Raw genomic sequence first — 17785 nt, 5'->3', positions numbered from 1 at the left:
CCGGTGCGAATCAGCCGGCATGGCCGCGCCTGAAACGGAAAAGCCTTGAATTGGGTCAAATGCCAGATTCCCGCTTGGATGAAAGCAGGAGCAACGGCAGGGGAAAGGCGATGGCGGAAGAAACCGAAATCGAAGTCCGGGGACTGCATGAACAGATGCTGGAAGAAGAGTCCAGGGAAAATCGTCTCGCGCAGCGGATTGCCTTGCTGACCGCGATTCTTTCGACGATCGGCGCCGTGTTCAGCTATCAGAGCGGCAGCACCAGTGTCGAAGCCGAGATCCTGAAGAGTTCCAGCATTGCAAAACTCACGCAGGCAAGCGACCAGTGGGCCTACTATCAGGCCAAGTCGACACGCGAGTTCATTTCCCGCTCTGCCGCACGCCAGACGGAAGATCCACAAAAAAGAGATGAATTCCTGAACGATGCCAAGCGCTACGAGGCGGAGAAGGAAGAGGTCCGGCGCGAGGCGGAACATCTCAAGGCGCAAGCGGACAAGCTCGATGCGGAAGCGGATGCAATGCTGCGGCCGCACCACAAGATGGCGCTTGCCATGACGCTGGTCCAGATTGCAATCGCACTGGCGTCGATTACCGTCCTGACACGCAAGCGATGGCTGCTGGCCGGCTCGATAGGTGCCGCACTTCTGGCACTGGCGACCGCAGCCACCGGGCTGCTCGCTTGAGTTCGCATTTCTTCCCGGGCGTGCGCCACGATGACGTGCCCGGCATGGCCATGGTTTGATGCAAATGGATACCGTCTTTCAACAAGCGGGTAACAATAGTTTTTTCATCCTTTGGCAAAAGCAGACAGGGGCGGAGGACAAGGACAGATGGCTTTGACGCGCAGCGACATTCCTTCCCGCCTCGACCGCCTGCCCTGGTCGCGCTGGCATTGGCGCGTGGTGCTGGCGCTCGGCATCGCCTGGGTGCTGGATGGCCTGGAAGTGACACTGGTGGGCTCGATTGGCGCCGTACTGGAACGTCCCGACACGCTCGGACTGACGGCCGGGCAGATCGGATGGGCGGGGTCGCTGTATGTGGCAGGCGCGGTCATCGGTGCACTGGTGTTCGGCCGCCTGGCTGACCGGCTGGGCCGCAAGAAGCTGTTCCTGGTCACGCTCGCCGTCTACATGTGCGCCACGCTCGCCACCGGCTTTGCGGATGGCTTCGCCTTCTTTGCAGTGTGTCGCTTCATCACCGGGCTGGGCATAGGCGGTGAATATGCCGCGATCAATTCCGCCATCGACGAACTGATTCCGGCGCGGGTGCGCGGCCGGGTCAATCTCGCGATCAATGGCAGTTTCTGGATCGGCGCCGCCTTCGGTGCAGCCCTGTCGCTGCTGCTGCTCGACACGCGGGTGCTCGGACCGACTTTGGGCTGGCGTGCCGGCTTCGTGCTGGGCGGCGTACTGGCAGTGGCGATCCTGCTGGTACGGCGCGACGTGCCGGAGAGCCCGCGCTGGCTGCTCGCGCACGGCCGTGGCGAGGAGGCGCAGCGCATCATCGAGCGCATCGAAGCCGAAGTCGCCAGCCGGCACGGCAAGCTGGCACCGGCCGCCGGCCACATCGGCTTTCACAGGAAAGGGTCGCCGCCGATGGCTGAAGTCGTGCACGTGCTGCTGCGGCGCTACCGACATCGCAGCATGGTGGCGCTGGCGCTGATGCTGTCGCAGGCCTTCTTCTACAACGCGATCTTCTTCACCTACGCGCTGGTGCTGACGCGCTTTTACGGGGTGCCGGAAGGGCGGGTTGCGCTCTACATCTTTCCTTTTGCCCTCGGCAATGTGCTGGGGCCGCTCGTGCTCGGCCCCTTGTTCGACCATGTCGGACGGCGCAGCATGATCGGATGGACTTACATATTGTCGGGGATTGGTCTCGCGCTCACCGGCTGGGCTTTCCTGCAGGGCTGGCTGGATGCGCGCAGCCTCGCGCTGTGCTGGTCTGCCGTGTTTTTCCTGGCATCGGCGGCGGCAAGCTCGGCTTACCTGACGGTGAGCGAAGTGTTTCCGCTGGAGATGAGGGCCGTCGCGATTTCCGTATTTTATGCGGTAGGAACGGGCGCCGGCGGATTTGCCGCGCCGGCGCTGTTCGGCCGGCTGATCGAAAGCGGCAGCCGTGGTGCGGTCGCCGCCGGCTATGCCATCGCGGCCATCCTGGTGATCATTGCCGGCATGCTCGCCTTACGGTTTGCAGTGGATGCCGAGCGCAAGCCGCTGGAACAGGTTGCGCTGCCACTCGGAGCAGCGGAAGACGAAAATGCGCCGAGGGCTTGACTGGCATGCCGGATGAACAAGGCAAGCCAATGCAAGGCTTGGCCGGGTGCAGTGATCAAACCGGTGATTTCGCAAAGGCCGCGCCCTGTAACGAATTTCAATCTGCCGTGGTGAAGTAGGGGGCGCCGTGCGCACCGGGATTGCATGGTGCGCAGGCGCACCCTGCTGTCGGGCGGCCGCCGGCCACATTCTGCAAGGGACGTGCATGCAGCGCCTCGCTGTGCTCGGGCCTTGTCTTGTCGTTCATTGCAGGGCAGAGGCGATTCATAAGCAGTGCCCGTCTCGGCACCAATACATCACATTGTGATATATTTACGCGCTCGCAACGACGGCATGCATCCCGTAGTGGGCGCCATGAAAACCACGAAAAAACTCGTCAAGGCCGATTTCGAAGCGCTTTCCGAATTCCGGTACCAGCTGCGACGCTTCCTGCGTTTCAGCGAATCAGCGGCAGAGGCAGAAGGTTTGACTCCGCTGCAATATCTCCTGCTGCTTCACATAAAGGGATTTCCGGGGCGAGAGTCGGCAACCGTGGGCGAGCTCGCCGAACGGCTGCAGTCGCAGCATCATGGTGTGGTGGCGCTGGTCTCGCGTTGCGAGAGTGCGGGGCTGGTGCTGCGCTCTCCCGGCGAAGTCGACCGCCGCCAGGTCCTGGTCAGTCTTACCGCACTCGGCGAGTCGAAGCTGCGTCAGCTTGCCGAACTTCACCGCGCCGAACTTGAATCCCTTAGCAGGGTATTCAAGGTCGCCACTATTTCCGAGTTCAACGACCGCAACTAGTTTCCCAATCCAAGCAACCATACCCATGCGCCTGCATCAACGCGACTTCGGCAGCGACCGGAGACTGCTCTACATTTCCGCCATCGCTGCTGTCATTGGCGGGACCTCGACCATCGCTGCCTTCGTATTGCTGAACCTGATACACCTGTTCACCAATCTTTTCTTCTTTCAGACGTTTTCCTTCGTCAACCGTTCGCCATCCGAGCACACTCTGGGGGCATGGGTCATTGTGGTGCCGGTGATCGGCAGCCTCGTCGTCGGCCTGATTGCACGCTTCGGCTCGGACAAGATCCGGGGCCACGGCATACCGGAAGCGATCGAAGCCATTCTGTTCGGGAAAAGCCGCATGTCGGCCAAGGTGGCAGTGCTCAAGCCGCTGTCGTCGGGCATCGTTATCGGCAGCGGCGGACCGTTCGGCGCCGAAGGTCCGATCATCATGACTGGCGGCGCCATCGGCTCGCTGATCGCGCAGCATTTCATGCTGAGCGCCGCCGAGCGCAAGACGCTGCTGGTGGCCGGAGCGACTGCCGGCATGACGGCAGTGTTCGGCACGCCGGTGGCGGCCGTACTGCTGGCCGTCGAATTGCTGCTCTTCGAATGGCGGCCGCGCAGCCTGCTTCCCGTCATCCTGGCATGCGCCGTGGCGGGATTCGCACGGCCCCTGCTGCTGGATGCCGCGCCGCTGTTCCCGCTTCACACTGAGCCGGTCGGGCCGGTCGCGCTTGCCGTATGCCTGGTCGCGGGCCTGCTCTGCGGCGCCCTGTCGGCGGGCATGTCGATGGCGCTCTACAAGGTGGAAGACATGTTTGCCAGGCTACCGGTCCACTGGATGTGGTGGCCGGCACTCGGTGCCGTGGTCGTGGGGATCGGGGGCTACCTCGAACCGCGTGCGTTCGGCGTCGGTTACGACGTCATCTCCGACCTGCTGAACCACAAGATCGCTGCGAGCGCAGCGCTGGCCCTGCTGACAGTGAAAGCCGTGATCTGGGTGATTGCCCTCGGGTCGGGAACTTCCGGCGGTGTGCTGGCGCCGCTGCTCATGCTGGGCGCCGGGTTGGGAACGGTGGTGTCGATGGTATCGCCGGGCGGCGATCCCTCGCTGTGGTCGCTGGTCTGCATGGCGGCAGTGCTGGCCGGGGTGCTGGGTGCGCCCCTGACGGCCGCGATCTTCGCCCTCGGCCTGACCGGCGACTTCAATGCACTGCTGCCACTGCTGCTGGCAACCGGCGTTTCCTATGGATTCACCGTGCTGGCCATGCGGCGCTCCATCATGACGGAAAAAATTGCCCGGCGCGGCCGCCATATCTACCGCGAATACGGCGTCGATCCAATGGAACGCACGCACGCCGAAGACATCATGACCACAGAAATCGTCAGGATTCCCGCGGAAATGCCGCTGGAAGAGATGGCGGCGCGCTATTTCGAAGGCCAGCAGAAGTTCCGCAGCTATCCCGTTACCAGTGCCGAAGGCCGCTTCATCGGCCTCGTCGACCGCGAAACGCTCCATCGCCTGCGGGCGCAGCATTCGGGGCATGCACGGATCGGCGAGCTGCTGGAAGAGGCTTCCCTGATTGCGCTTCCGCACCAGACCTGCCGCACCATCGCCACCTACCTGGCGGTGCATGGGGTGGAGCGCGTCGCCGTCGTGGACCATCCCGCCCGGCGCCGCCTGGTCGGACTGATTTCGCGCAGCGACCTGATCAAGACTTCCCTGCATTTTTATGAAGAAGAACATCAGCGCGAAAAATTGATTCACTGGACCAGGAAACGGCCCAGCCAGAGTGCAAGTTCCTGATCCCGGATAAACCCGGCGCCGACAATCGGGCCAGAATAGGGCAAGTGCAGGCTGGCGGCAGCAGTTATTGCCTGCAGGGAGGTACATGATGAGACGGAAAACGCGAGGATGGACGGCGGCTGGCGTTCTGCTGGCCGGGACCGTGACGGGCGTCGCGCTCTACCTGGCGCAGGAGCCGGCAAGTCCGGTGCTGCAGCCGGTAGCCGTGCCGGCAGATGTGCCAGATTCGCCGCCGCCGCGGGCAGAGTCGGCCGAACCGGCCATCCGCTATCCCCTGAAGGAAGAGGCGGATGCGAGCGCGCTTCCCGCCCTGAACGAGAGCGACAGCGATGTGTGGAAGGCGCTGGCTGCCATGCTCGGCGAGAGAGGGATCAAAGCCCTGCTGCGGCCGGAGGACATCGTGCGGCACATTGTGGTTACCGTCGATAATCTGCCGCGCAAGACGCTGGCTGCGCGCCTGCTCCCCACGAAGCCGGCTGAAGGCACCTTCCGCACGACCGGAACGGGAGATGAGCTGGCCATCGCGCCCGGCAATGCGGAGCGCTACACACCTTATGTACGGCTTGCCGATAAGTTCGATGCGAAGAAGCTGGTCGCGCTGTACATTCATTTTTATCCCCTGTTCCAGCACGCCTATCGGGAACAGGGATACCCGAACGCCTACTTCAACGATCGCCTGGTCGCGGTGATCGACCACTTGCTGGCCGCACCCGAACCCGAGGCGCCGGTACAGCTAACGCAGCCGCACGTACTCTACAAGTTTGCCGATCCGGAGCTGGAAGCCAGTTCGGCCGGGCACAAGATCATGATGCGCATGGGAGCCGAGAATGCGGCAAAAATCAAAAGCAAATTGCGTCAGATCCGCGCGGAGCTGACCAGCAAGGAAACGCTGAAGGAAACCGAATCGACGCAATGACGGCAGCGCCGGCACTGCCTTTTCTCATGGATTGCAGCGCCCGGCCATCAGCCGCAGCCTGCCGCCGGCGGCCCAGTCTTCACGGCTGTACCGCCTGAACCATTCCGACCCGGCGACGAAAAACCGGCGGGTCCCGCCCGCCGGATGCCGCTTCAGATGACGCCCTTGTCCTTCAGCGCCTTGATCTCGGCCTCGGACAGCCCGCCCAGCGTGGAAAGAACGTCTTGCGTGTGCTGCCCGAGCATGGGCGGGGCGCTGCGATAGGTGATCGGCGTGGCCGAGAACTTGATCGGGTTCGCTACCGACGGGACGGTGCCCGATTGCGGATGGGGCAGATCGACGTGCATCTTGCGATGCTTGACCTGCGGATGCTCGAAGGTCTGCGCGATGTTGTTGATCGGGCCCGACGGCACGCCGGCTGTTTCCAGCGGCGCGACCCATTCCTGCGTGGTGCGCTGCAGGAGTACTTCCTGCAGCAGGGGCACCAGGATTTCGCGGTTCCGCACCCGGTTGGCATTGGTCGCGAAGCGCTCGTCCTTGGCCAGTTCCGGGCAGCCGGCGATGTCGCAGAATTTCGCGAACTGCCGGTCATTGCCGACCGCCAGCACGAGGTGGCCATCCTTCGAGCGGAATACCTGGTAGGGCACGATGTTGGCATGCGCATTGCCCTGGCGCTTGGGAATGGCGCCGGACACCAGGTAGTTCATGTTCATGTTGGCCATCGCGGCCACCTGCACGTCCAGCAGCGCCATGTCGATGTACTGACCCTGGCCAGACTGGTGCCGGTTTTCCAGCGCCGACAGGATGGCGACGGTCGAATACATGCCCGTCATCAGGTCGGAAAAGGCGACGCCGAGCTTTTGCGGGCCGCCGCCCGGCAGGTCGTCGCGTTCGCCGGTGATGCTCATCAGTCCGCCCATGCCCTGGATGATGAAGTCGTAGCCGGCAAAGCCGGACATCGGGCCGTCCTGGCCGAAACCGGTGACCGAGCAATAGACCAGGCGCGGGTTCAGTTCCTTCAGGTCCTTATAGGACAGGCCGTAGCGCGCCATGTCGCCGACCTTGTAGTTTTCGATGAAGACATCGCTTTCGGCCGCGAGCTTGCGGATGATCGCCTGTCCCTCGGGCTTCGAAATGTCGAGGGTCACGGACTTCTTGCCGCGGTTGGCGGACAGGAAGTACGCCGACTCCCGGGTATCCTTGCCGTCGCTGTCCTTCAGGTAGGGCGGCCCCCAGGCGCGGGTATCGTCGCCGCTGCCCGGGCGTTCGATCTTGATCACTTCGGCGCCGAGGTCGGCCAGAATCTGGCAGGCCCAGGGACCGGCGAGGACGCGCGTCAGGTCGAGGACGCGGATGTGTGACAGTGCTCCAGACATGCAAAGCTCTCCTTGGATCAGATGCGTTCGATGACGACGGCCAGGCCCTGGCCGACGCCGATGCACAGGCTCAGCACCGCGTACCGGCCGTTGCGGCGTTCCAGCTCGCGGGCGGCGGTCAGCGCAAGGCGGGCGCCGGATGCGCCGAGCGGATGGCCGACGGCGATCGCGCCGCCGTTCGGGTTGACGCGCGCATCGTCGAAGGCCACGCCCATCAGCTTCAGGCAGCCGAGCACCTGGGCCGAGAAGGCTTCATTGATTTCGATGACATCCATGTCGGCCAGCGTGAGGCCGGCGCGCTCGAGCGCCTTCGGAATCGCGTAGGCAGGGCCGACGCCCATGACGCGTGGCTCGACGCCGACAGCGGCGCCGGCCAGGATGCGTGCCATCGGCTTGACCCCGGCCTTGTCGCCGACGGCCCGGCTGCCGACGAACATGGCGACGGCGCCGTCGTTCACGCCGGACGCGCTGCCGGCGGTGACCACGCCACCCTCGTGCAGCGCCCTGAGCTTGGCCAGCGATTCGAAGGTGGTCTCGGGACGCGGATGTTCATCCTCGGCCACGAGACGCGGCGGTGTCTTCTTCCCGGTTGGCACTTCGATCGGCATGATCTCGCCGGCAAAGAAACCGCTCGCGCGGGCCGCTTCAAAGCGGGCCTGCGACAGCGCGGCAAAGCGGTCGCTCTCCTCGCGGGAGAGACCCAGGTCGCGCGCCACGTTGTCCGCGGTTTGCGGCATGCTGTCGTCACCGTATTGCTTCGTGATGCGCGGATTGGGGAAGCGCGCGCCGATGGCGGAGTCGAACACCTTGAATTCGCGGCCAAAGGCGGACTCGCTCTTGGCGACCACGAAGGGCGCACGGCTCATGCTTTCCACGCCACCGGCGATGTACAGGTCGCCTTCGCCGCTGTTGACGGCGCGCGCGGCATCCAGTACCGCAGCCAGGCCGCTGGAGCAGAGGCGGTTGACGGTCTGGCCGGGAATCGTGTGCGGCAGCCCGGACAGCAGCACCGCATGACGGGCGATGTTGCGGCTGTCCTCGCCCGCCTGGCAGGCGCAGCCGAGGATGACATCCTCGATCTGTGAGGCCTCGAAGGGGGAATCGGCAACCAGCTTCTGGATGACCGCAGCGACGAGGTCGTCCGGACGGACCGGGGCGAGGGCGCCGGCATGGCGGCCGAACGCGGTGCGCAGGCCGGAATAGAGATAGGCGTCGAGCATGTTTTTCCTCGAATGAAAGTTGGTTCAGTTTTCCGGCGTGAGCAGCGATACGCCCAGCATGGCGCGGCGCTTCAGCCACGGGCTGGGGCGGTAGCGCGGGTCGCGATAAAAGTCGAACAGGCCGTCCAGGATGCGCAGGATGGTCGCGGCGCCCAGCGCATCGCCCAGCGCCAGCGGGCCTTTCGGGTAGCCGAGGCCGAGCGTTACCGCCTTGTCGATATCTTCCGGAGTGGCGATGCCTTGCTGCGCGATATCGGCACCGATATTGACGATGGTGGCAATCACCCGCTGGCATACCAGGCCCGCGCTGTCGCGGATGACCGAGACCGGCACGCCGTCGGATGCGAACAGCGCATGCGCAGCGTCGCGGTAGGTGTCGGCGGTCAGCGGCGTGGTCATCAGCGTGCGCCGGCCGCCCAGGAACAGCGGGTCCAGCGCAACGGTGCGGGTCGGATCGAGCTGGGCGGCGACTGCGGCGCTGGTGGCATCCTGGCCCACTGGCAGCACCAGACAGAGCGAGCCGGTGCCCGGGCGCGCGCCTTCGTCCCGTTTGGCGTCGAGCTTGTCCAGCAGCTGGCTGACGGCAGGATAGGCTGCGGCATCGCGCGGGCTGAGCCAGACGGGAAGGGCGACGCGCGGCGGAATGGCGACCGTGGCCGGCTCCTGCTTCTGGCCGTCTTCGTAGCGATAGAAGCCGCGCCGGCTCTTGCGTCCGAGCAGCCCGGCCGCGAGGCGCTGGCGTGCGATCGGCGACGGGCGGAAGCGCGGTTCCTGGTAATACTGGTCGTAGATCGATTCCATTACCGGCTGCGACACATCCAGCCCGGTCAGGTCCAGCAGCTCGAACGGTCCCATGCGAAAGCCGGCGGCTTCGCGCAGGATGCGATCCAGCTCCGGATGGGGCGCGATGCTTTCGCCGAGCAGGCGCAGCGATTCGGTGAGATAGCCGCGCCCGGCATGGTTGACGATGAAGCCCGGCGTATCGCTGGCCCGCACCGGGGTGTGGCCCATCTGGCGCGCCATCGCGGTCAGGCGATCGGCCACATGTGCATCGGTCAGAGGACCGGCGATGACTTCAACGATCTTCATCAGCGGCACGGGGCTGAAGAAATGGAAGCCGGCCACCCGGCCCGGCGCCTTGCAGGCGGCGGCGATGGCAGTGACCGACAGCGAGGAGGTGTTGGTGGCGAGGATGCACTCATCACCGACCACCGCTTCGAGCTGGCGGAACAGCTCCTGCTTGACGTCGAGCTTTTCGACGATCGCCTCGATCACCGTGGTGCACGAAGCGAGATCGGCCAGAGATGCGGCGACGGACAGGCGGGCGCAGGCGGCTGTGACATCTTGCGCGCCGATTTTGCCCTTGTCGGCCAGCTTCTGCAGGGTGGCGCCGATTGCCGCGCGCGCTTCTTCCGCCCCGCCGGGACGGCTGTCATGCAGGATGACCGGAATGCCGCCCTGGATGGCGATCTGCGCGATGCCGCGGCCCATCAGGCCGCAGCCGACGATGCCGAGCAGGCCCGGCGCAAGGGAAGTTGAACTCATGGATTATCGTCCTGTGTAACTGGGTTTGCGTTTCTCGAAGAAGGCACGCATGCCTTCCTTCTGGTCTTCGCTGGCGAACAGCAGGTGGAAGGCTTTCCTCTCCAGCATCAGCGCGGCGTCGAGCGAAGCATCCTGTCCTGCCAGCAGCACTTCCTTGATCTGGGTGGCGGCTAGCGGCGGCATCTTGGCAATCGTCCTTGCCAGCTCCAGCGCGCGCTCCTGCACCTTGTCGTCTTCCACCACTTCACTGGCCAGGCCGGAGGCGAATGCCTCGCGGCCGCTGATCGACTGCCCCGTGAGCAGCATCTTCATCGCCTGGAACTTGCCGATGGCGCGGGTCAGTCGCTGCGTGCCGCCGGCGCCCGGCATGATGCCGACCTTGATTTCCGGCTGCCCGAACGATGCGTTTTCGCCCGCGACGATGATGTCGGCATGCATCGCGAGTTCGCAGCCGCCGCCCCAGGCATAACCGTTGACGGCGGCGATCACGGGCTTGGGACAGCCGGCGATGGCTTGCCAGAGGCGCTGGACCTGGCGCAGGTGCATGTCGATCGGCGTGGACTCGGCGATGTCGCGCAGGTCTGCGCCGGCAGCGAACACCTTGTCACCGCCGGTGAGGATGATGCAGCGGATGTCCGGGTCCTGGCCAAGGGAGGCGAATTGCTCGGCCAGTTGCCGGCGTACGCTCTGGTTGAGGGCGTTGCGGACTTCCGGGCGGTTGATGCAGAGACTGGCGATGCCCGGTTCCGGGCGGGAGAGGATAAGCTCGTTCATGGTGGCTGGGGTCCGCTAAACGAACCACCGGTTTGATAGGCGGTATTTCCGCAGGATATGGAAAGTTCTCCCGCTTGTAAAGAGCATGGTCCATGCCCTCCAGGCAACTTCAGCATGAATATGTGTCATAACGATTGCCCGGGACGCGCCGGTTCTTGTCTGATCTGCCAACTTTATCCGGGTTAGATGCCGGTATGGTTCGCTTTGCGGACCGCCGGTTTAAAAATACTTGACATCACAAGAATTGATATGACACGATCCCTTCAGCTTTCACCGGTGAGACTGGCCAGGCGGGCAGTCCACAACAACAAGGAGGGACAGGCATGAATACGGCACATGACGGCAGCGACATCGAACAGTTCGATGAAGAGGAGCAGGGCAAGGACCGGCAGTTCGTCACCGCCTTGGCCCGGGGGCTGGAGTTGCTGCGCTGTTTCCGGCCGAAGGAGCGCTATCTCGGCATCACCGAGCTCGCGCGCCGCTCCGGCATCCCGAAGCCGTCCGTGTCGCGCCTGGCAGGCACGCTGGCCAAGCTCGGCTACCTCGATTTCTCGCCGGAGCTGGGCAAATACCGGCTGGGCGCCGCGGTGCTGTCGCTCGGTTATTCGATGCTGTCGAACCTGGATGTGCGCGAGGTGGCCAAGCCGCTGATGCAGGAACTGGCGGAGCATTCGCAGGCATCGGTGTCGATCGGCATGCGCGACCGCCTCAGCATGGTCTACGTGGAATCGGTCCGGAGCAGTTCGCCGATCATCCTGCAGCGCGGCATCGGCACCCGCCTGCCGATCGAAACGACCGCGATGGGCCGTGCCTATCTGGCAGGCTTGCCGGAAGAAGAAAGGAATTTTTTGGTGGACCAGATCCGCCTGCGTGCCGGCGATCAATGGCCGCAGGTGAAGGCGGGCATCGAGCAGGGCTTGCGCGACTACGCCGAGCGCGGCTTCTGCATTTCGATGAGCGACTGGGACAAGGGTACTTCGGGCGTCGGCGTCCCGTTCAGTGCACCCGAGGGCGGCATGATGGCCTTCAACTGCGGCGGTCCCGCCTTCATGCTCACCCGCGAGCTGCTCGAGAATGACATCGGGCCGCGGCTGGTGAGCCTGGTTAAACGTGTAAGCGGCGCAATGGGCCGCATTTAGAAGGAAATAGCATGATTCGCGATCAAGAAACCCTCAACGTCCTACTCGACACGCTGTCGCGCTTCGTGCGCGAACGCCTGGTGCCGGCCGAGAACGAAGTGGCGGAAACCGACCTGATCCCGGCCGATATCGTGGCCGAGATGCGTGACATCGGCCTGTTCGGCCTGTGCATCCCGGAAGAATACGGCGGCCTCGGGCTGACCATGGAAGAAGAGGTCCTGGTTGCGTTCGAGATCGCCAGGACGTCGCCTGCCTTCCGCTCCCTGATCGGTACCAATAACGGCATCGGGTCGCAAGGCCTGATCGTGGACGGCACCGAAGAGCAGAAACGCTATTACCTGCCGAAGCTGGCATCGGGCGAGCTGATCGCGTCGTTCGCGCTCACCGAGCCGGGCTCAGGTTCCGACGCGGCATCGCTGCGTACCAGCGCCCGGCGCGACGGCGACCATTACGTCATCAACGGCACCAAGCGCTTCATCACCAATGCGCCGGAAGCGGGCGTCTTCACCGTGATGGCACGCACCAATCCGGATATCAAGGGCGCCGGCGGCATTTCGGCGTTCATCGTCGAGAAGGGCACGCCCGGCCTGCATATCGGCAAGACCGACAAGAAGATGGGGCAGAAGGGTGCCCACACCAGCGATGTGATCTTCGAGGATTGCCGCGTGCCCGCCGTCAACATCATCGGTGGCAAGGAAGGCGTCGGCTTCAAGACCGCGATGAAGGTCCTGGACAAGGGCCGTCTGCATATCGCGGCGATCTGCGTTGGCGCCGCCGAGCGCATGCTGGACGATGCACTGCGTTACGCGATCGAGCGCCAGCAGTTCGGCAAGCCGATCGCCGACTTCCAGTTGATCCAGGCCATGCTGGCCGACAGCAAGGCGGAAATCTATGCTGCCCGTTCCATGGTTCTTGATGCGGCACGCCGCCGCGACAACAAGGAAGACATTTCGACCGAAGCTTCGTGCTGCAAGCTGTTCGCTTCCGAAATGTGCGGCCGTGTCGCCGATCGCGCCGTACAGATCCATGGCGGTGCGGGCTATGTATCCGAATACTCGATCGAGCGCTTCTACCGCGACGTGCGCCTGTTCCGCATCTACGAGGGTACGACCCAGATCCAGCAGCTGGTCATCGCGCGCAACATGATCAGGAACGCGCAACAGTAATTCCCGGTTCTCACACTTGTCTTGCGCGCGACGCTTCCGTCGCCGCGCGCGTTCTACCCCTGGAGGAGTAATGGAAGTCGCAGCAAACCGCGCCGTGGTCACCGCGGAGAATCAAAAGATATGGATTGCCGTGTTCATCTTCGCGTTCCTGTCGCTGATGATCGACGGGGCAGACCTGATGTTCCTGTCCTACAGCCTGTCGAGCCTCACCAAGGAATTCGGGCTGACCAAGGTGCAGGCCGGCGCACTCGGCAGCGTGACGCTCGCCGGCATGGCCATCGGCGGCATTTTCGGCGGGCTGGCCTCGGACCGTTTCGGCCGGGTGCGCACGGTCGTCGCCACGATCATCCTGTTTTCGGTGGGTACCGCGGCACTGGGCACGACCCACAACTTCGAACAGTTCGCCTTCTTCCGCTTCATCGCTTCGCTAGGCCTGGGCGCGGTGTATGTAGTGTCGAACACGCTAATGGCCGAATATGTGCCCACCGAGCGCCGCACCACCGTGCTCGGCACCCTGCAGGCAGGCTGGTCTGTTGGTTATGTCGTGGCCACGCTGCTTGCCGGCTGGATCCTTCCGACGCATGGCTGGCGCTGGCTGTTCTACATTGCCATCATCCCGGTCGTGCTGGCCGTGCTGATGCAGCGCATCGTCCCGGAGCCGGCAGCCTGGGTCGCCGCGCGCCAGAAACGCGCCGCGGACAAGGCGGCCGGAATCGTAGGACAGAAGAAGGAAAGCGCGATGAAAATCATTTTCGCCAATCCTGCTCATCGCCGCATGTTCATCCTCTGGGCGCTTGCTGCCGGCTTCCTGCAGTTCGGCTACTACGGCGTCAACAACTGGATGCCGACCTACCTCGAAAAAGAGCTGCACATGAACTTCAAGGCGATGACCGGCTACATGGTCGGCACCTATGTCGCCATGATCCTCGGCAAGATTGTGGCGGGCTGGCTTGCCGACAAATTCGGCCGCCGGGCGGTGTTCGCCTTCGGCGCGCTCGGTACAGCGGTCTTCCTGCCTGCGATCGTGTTCTTGCACACGCCGGACAATATCGTGTATCTGCTGACCATCTTCGGCTTCCTCTACGGGATTCCGTACGGCGTAAATGCGACCTACATGACCGAGAGCTTTGAGACCTCGATCCGCGGCTCGGCCGTCGGTGGTGCCTACAACGTCGGCCGTGTCGGCGCAGCGGTCGCGCCGGCGTGCATCGGCTACCTTGCTACCAATGGCTCCATTGGCCTCGGCTTCCTGGTAATGGGTGCGGCGTATTTCCTGTGCGGGATTGTGCCGGCGCTGTTCATCAAGGAAAAACTCTACGATCCGCAGCAATAACAGGCTGCCTGTCTCCGCCGGTTCCTGCGCAATGCACGGACCGGCTTTTTTTTCTTCACTCCTCTGCCATGACCATTTCGCTTTCCACTGCCGATTTCCAGCCGACCGAAATGTACTTCCTGCTGCGCGACTCCGTCGTGCCGCGGCCGATCGCCTGGGTATCGACGATTTCCGCCGAAGGTGTGTCCAACATTGCTCCCTTCAGCTTCTTCAACGTGGTCTCGCCGTATCCGCCGGTGCTGGGTTTCAGCTGCGGACCGCGCGGCGACAACCACGCCGGGCAATGGGTACCGAAGGATACCTACACCAACATCGTGGCGATGCGCGAATTCGTGGTGAACATCGTGCCCGAGCACCTGATGGACGAGATGGTCAAGACCGCAGCCGACCTCGCGCCCGGCGACAGCGAATTCCGCTATGCCGCCCTGGCGGAGGCGGCCAGCAGCATCGTCAAGCCGCCCCGCGTCGCATGGGCACCGATTTCCTACGAGTGCAAGCTCTACGACATCGTCGATGCCGGCGCGAACAAATGGATCATGGGCAGCGTGCAGCATGTGCACATCGATGAAGCGGTGTACGTCGGCCGCAAGGGCGAACAGAACCATCGCATCGACCTGCTGGAAAAGATCGAAAACCGGCCGGTTGGCCGTCTGGGCCGCGCCAATTATGTGCGGGTGCGCGAAGTCGAAACCCGCCTGCGCCGCGACGGACCGAACAACTGAGCGCGGGCGATCCGCCGTTATGCGTAGAGAGGAACCGGACGAAAAGCCGGTTCCTCTTTTTTTTACGCCCACAACAGCTATGGGTTCCGCAATGTCTGCAAGCAGCTCATTGTTCTGCAGGCGATTCAGGGTCTCGTGGCGATATTGGCGGCAGGCATGATGGCGCCAGGTTCAAGACGGTTACACAGAAGTAACAGGCAGTCTTCGTCCATCTATCGTATGTGAATAGGAATTCCCCAAATTGCAACGCTCGCAAAGAAGGCCCATTCTTTTTTAAAGCAATCGATCCGGTGTATGCAGGGAGAGGCCGCACGTCTGTGTTGAAGAACCCCTGCGCTCATGCATCTCATCTTCCTTTGGCAAGCAAGGGCGCAGATAAAGGACTGATTCAGGCCCAATGCGACCGCATACGTGGCAAAACGGAATAATTCTTGCTTGACATAGTGCTTTGCCGAATTGAAATAAGGAGGGCGCATGCTCACGACACGCGACAGCATTTCGAATATCTGGGGCGACCGTACACCGTTCGAAGGGGAAAACCAATGGCCGGTCCGGGTCGACCAGCGCACACTTGAAGAACCTGACCGTTGGGTCCAGTCCGCCTGCGTACTGTGCTCCAACGGCTGCGGATGCGATATCGGCGTCAAGGATGGACGCATAGTTGGCGTGCGTGGCCGTGCACAGGATGTTGTCAATCGCGGGCGGCTCGGGCCCAAAGGATTGCATGGCTGGGAAGCCAACAATAGCGCGGAGCGGCTGACGAGGCCTCTTATCCGTCGCGCCGGCAGGCTGGAGCCGGCAAGCTGGGACGAGGCGATGGAACTAATCGTTGCCAAGGCAAAAGAAGCGCATCAGCGATATTCCGCCGGGTCGATCGGTTTCTATACAACCGGCCAGCTGTTTCTGGAGGAATATTACACGCTGGCCGTCATCGGGAAAGCCGGTCTTGGCACGCCGCATATGGATGGCAATACCCGCCTTTGCACTGCCACTGCCGCCGCATCCCTGAAGGAGACCTTCGGCAGCGACGGACAGCCGGGTTCGTATTTCGATGTGGACAGCACCGACTGCATTTTCATGGTTGGGCACAACATGTCCAGTACCGATACCGTGCTGTGGACGCGTGTGCTGGACAGGCGGCGTACCAACAACCCACCCAAACTGATCGTTGTCGACCCACGAAAAACAATGACGGCAAAGGAGGCCGATCTCCATCTTGCGCCGCGCGTGGGAACCAATATGGCCTTGCTGAACGGCTTGCTGCATCTCCTGATTGAAGGCAATTACATCGACCAGGACTTTATCGACCGGCATACGATCGGCTTTGCCACCCTGAAACAAACGGTCGCAGAATACCCGCCCGAGCGAGTGGAAAAGATCTGCGGCGTTGCCGCGGCTGACCTGCGGCGCGCCGCCGAGATGATTGGGACATCGAAAATGCTGCTCTCGACCTGCCTTCAGGGCGTGTATCAGTCCAACCAGGCAACCGCCGCGGCCGTGCAGGTTAATAACATCAATCTTGTGCTGGGGCGAATCGGTCGTCCGGGCTGCGGCATCCTGCAGATGAACGGCCAGCCGACCGCGCAGAATACCCGGGAGACTGGTGCGGACGGCGACCTGCCGGGATTTCGAAACTGGGACAACATAAAACATATCGAGGAACTGGCCAGGCTCTGGAACGTGGAGCCGGCCATCATTCCGCACTGGACGCCGCCCACACATGCGCTGCAGATATTCCGGTATTGCGAGACAGGCTCGATCCGCATGCTCTGGATTCAGTGCACCAATCCGGCCGTCTCATTGCCTAACCTCGGGCGCATTCGCAACATACTGCAAAAACCTGAATTGTTTGTCGTGGTACAGGATGCCTTTCTCACCGAGACTGCGCAACTGGCTGATGTGGTACTTCCTGCCGCCATGTGGGGGGAGAAAACGGGCACCTTCACCAATGTGGACCGCACGGTCCACATCAGCCACAAGGCAGTAGAGCCGCCAGGCGAAGCGAGGTCGGACTTCGAGATCTTTCTTGATTTCGCCCGCCGCATGGGCTTGAAGGACAAGGACGGTGCACCCCTGATTAAATGGACTACGCCCGAGGAGGCATTCGAGGCATGGAAGAAATGCACCGCAGGGCGCCCCTGCGATTACACAGGCTTGAGTTACGCAAAGCTCACGGGCGGATCCGGCATCTCGTGGCGATGCAATGCCGAATATCCTGAAGGGATGCACCATCCCTATCAATCGCTGGTATTTCCTACTGACCCTGACTATTGCGAGAGCTACGGTCATGACCTGATTACAGGCGGAATGGTGTCACCTGAAGAATACCGTGCAATGAATCCTGCCGGACGCGCCATCCTCAAGGCGACGCATTACATGCCGCCGTTCGAGCAGCCCGATGAGGAGTATCCATTCTTCCTGACCACCGGGCGGCAGGTCTATCACTTTCACACTCGCACCAAGACGGGCAGGTCGCAGCCGCTCGTGGATGCCGCTCCGGATGACTATGTGCAGATTTCCGGACAGGATGCGCAGCGGCTGACGCTTTCGGAGGGCGACTGGGTCCGACTGACGTCGCGTCGCGGCATGCTGGAGGCAAGGGCGAAGATAGGCGACATCGGCGCGGGCGAAATCTTCGTGCCTTTCCATTACGGTTACTGGGACGATCCGGATCGTTCGGGCGGCCAATGAATTGACGGTTTATGAATGGGACCCGGTCAGCAAGCAGCCGCACTTCAAGTATGCG

Annotated in this window: 14 protein-coding genes; 10 read left to right on the top strand and 4 right to left on the bottom strand. The window is 62.8% G+C overall.

The window, feature by feature from the left end; translation table 11 throughout:
* Positions 1–110 precede the first annotated feature (110 nt).
* The 5 genes from HGHM_RS21900 (at position 111) to HGHM_RS18625 (ending at position 5764) form a co-directional block, all read left to right on the top strand.
* Positions 111–683: a DUF4337 domain-containing protein gene (locus HGHM_RS21900; RefSeq protein ID WP_019143088.1), complete on the top strand. Its 573-nt coding sequence runs from the start codon at positions 111–113 to the stop codon at positions 681–683.
* Between the two features lie 147 nt (positions 684–830).
* Positions 831–2273: an MFS transporter gene (locus tag HGHM_RS18640; RefSeq protein WP_019143086.1), complete on the top strand. Its 1443-nt coding sequence runs from the start codon at positions 831–833 to the stop codon at positions 2271–2273.
* 354 nt (positions 2274–2627) lie between these two features.
* Positions 2628–3053, top strand: coding sequence for a MarR family winged helix-turn-helix transcriptional regulator (locus HGHM_RS18635; protein WP_019143085.1), 426 nt, complete (start codon positions 2628–2630; stop codon positions 3051–3053).
* Positions 3054–3078: 25 nt separating this feature from the next.
* Positions 3079–4848, top strand: a complete 1770-nt coding sequence (locus HGHM_RS18630; RefSeq protein WP_019143084.1) for a chloride channel protein — start codon at positions 3079–3081, stop codon at positions 4846–4848.
* A gap of 85 nt (positions 4849–4933) precedes the next feature.
* On the top strand, positions 4934–5764 hold the full coding sequence (locus tag HGHM_RS18625) for a DUF3014 domain-containing protein (protein ID WP_019143083.1): 831 nt from the start codon (positions 4934–4936) through the stop codon (positions 5762–5764).
* A gap of 152 nt (positions 5765–5916) precedes the next feature.
* Here HGHM_RS18625 and HGHM_RS18620 read toward each other — a convergent pair whose 3' ends face one another.
* From HGHM_RS18620 to HGHM_RS18605, 4 genes are read right to left on the bottom strand one after another with little or no spacing between them, the layout of a single operon-like run.
* Complete coding sequence (locus tag HGHM_RS18620; protein WP_019143082.1) at positions 5917–7140, bottom strand: CaiB/BaiF CoA transferase family protein; 1224 nt, start codon at positions 7138–7140, stop codon at positions 5917–5919.
* 17 nt (positions 7141–7157) lie between these two features.
* Positions 7158–8360 (bottom strand): 3-oxoadipyl-CoA thiolase, encoded by a 1203-nt coding sequence (locus tag HGHM_RS18615; RefSeq protein ID WP_019143081.1) that lies wholly within the window; start codon positions 8358–8360, stop codon positions 7158–7160.
* Between the two features lie 24 nt (positions 8361–8384).
* Complete coding sequence (locus tag HGHM_RS18610) at positions 8385–9905, bottom strand: 3-hydroxyacyl-CoA dehydrogenase (protein ID WP_019143080.1); 1521 nt, start codon at positions 9903–9905, stop codon at positions 8385–8387.
* A gap of 3 nt (positions 9906–9908) precedes the next feature.
* Positions 9909–10679 carry an enoyl-CoA hydratase gene (locus tag HGHM_RS18605; RefSeq protein ID WP_019143079.1) on the bottom strand — a complete coding sequence of 257 codons (771 nt, stop codon included), beginning with the start codon at positions 10677–10679 and terminating at the stop codon, positions 9909–9911.
* 323 nt (positions 10680–11002) lie between these two features.
* On the opposite strand from HGHM_RS18605, the gene HGHM_RS18600 reads away from it, so the two are divergent.
* The 5 genes from HGHM_RS18600 to HGHM_RS21895 all read left to right on the top strand — a co-directional run bounded on the left by HGHM_RS18600 (position 11003) and on the right by HGHM_RS21895 (position 17730).
* Positions 11003–11818 carry an IclR family transcriptional regulator gene (locus tag HGHM_RS18600; protein WP_019143078.1) on the top strand — a complete coding sequence of 272 codons (816 nt, stop codon included), beginning with the start codon at positions 11003–11005 and terminating at the stop codon, positions 11816–11818.
* A gap of 11 nt (positions 11819–11829) precedes the next feature.
* Complete coding sequence (locus HGHM_RS18595) at positions 11830–12984, top strand: acyl-CoA dehydrogenase family protein (protein WP_019143077.1); 1155 nt, start codon at positions 11830–11832, stop codon at positions 12982–12984.
* 70 nt (positions 12985–13054) lie between these two features.
* Complete coding sequence (locus HGHM_RS18590) at positions 13055–14317, top strand: MFS transporter (RefSeq protein ID WP_019143076.1); 1263 nt, start codon at positions 13055–13057, stop codon at positions 14315–14317.
* Between the two features lie 68 nt (positions 14318–14385).
* A complete protein-coding gene (locus HGHM_RS18585) occupies positions 14386–15039 on the top strand; it encodes a flavin reductase family protein (RefSeq protein ID WP_019143075.1) in 654 nt (217 codons plus the stop codon).
* A 474-nt stretch (positions 15040–15513) separates the two neighbouring features.
* The gene (locus HGHM_RS21895) at positions 15514–17730 is read left to right on the top strand and encodes a molybdopterin oxidoreductase family protein (RefSeq protein ID WP_019143074.1); all 2217 of its coding nucleotides are present in this window, start codon (positions 15514–15516) and stop codon (positions 17728–17730) included.
* Positions 17731–17785 lie beyond the last annotated feature (55 nt).

The sequence above is a fragment of the Noviherbaspirillum massiliense JC206 genome (genome assembly GCF_000312045.1).
GTDB lineage: Bacteria > Pseudomonadota > Gammaproteobacteria > Burkholderiales > Burkholderiaceae_D > Noviherbaspirillum > Noviherbaspirillum massiliense.
Note: the sequence above shows the minus strand (reverse complement) of the source record. Positions and strands in the feature narration are given on the sequence as shown.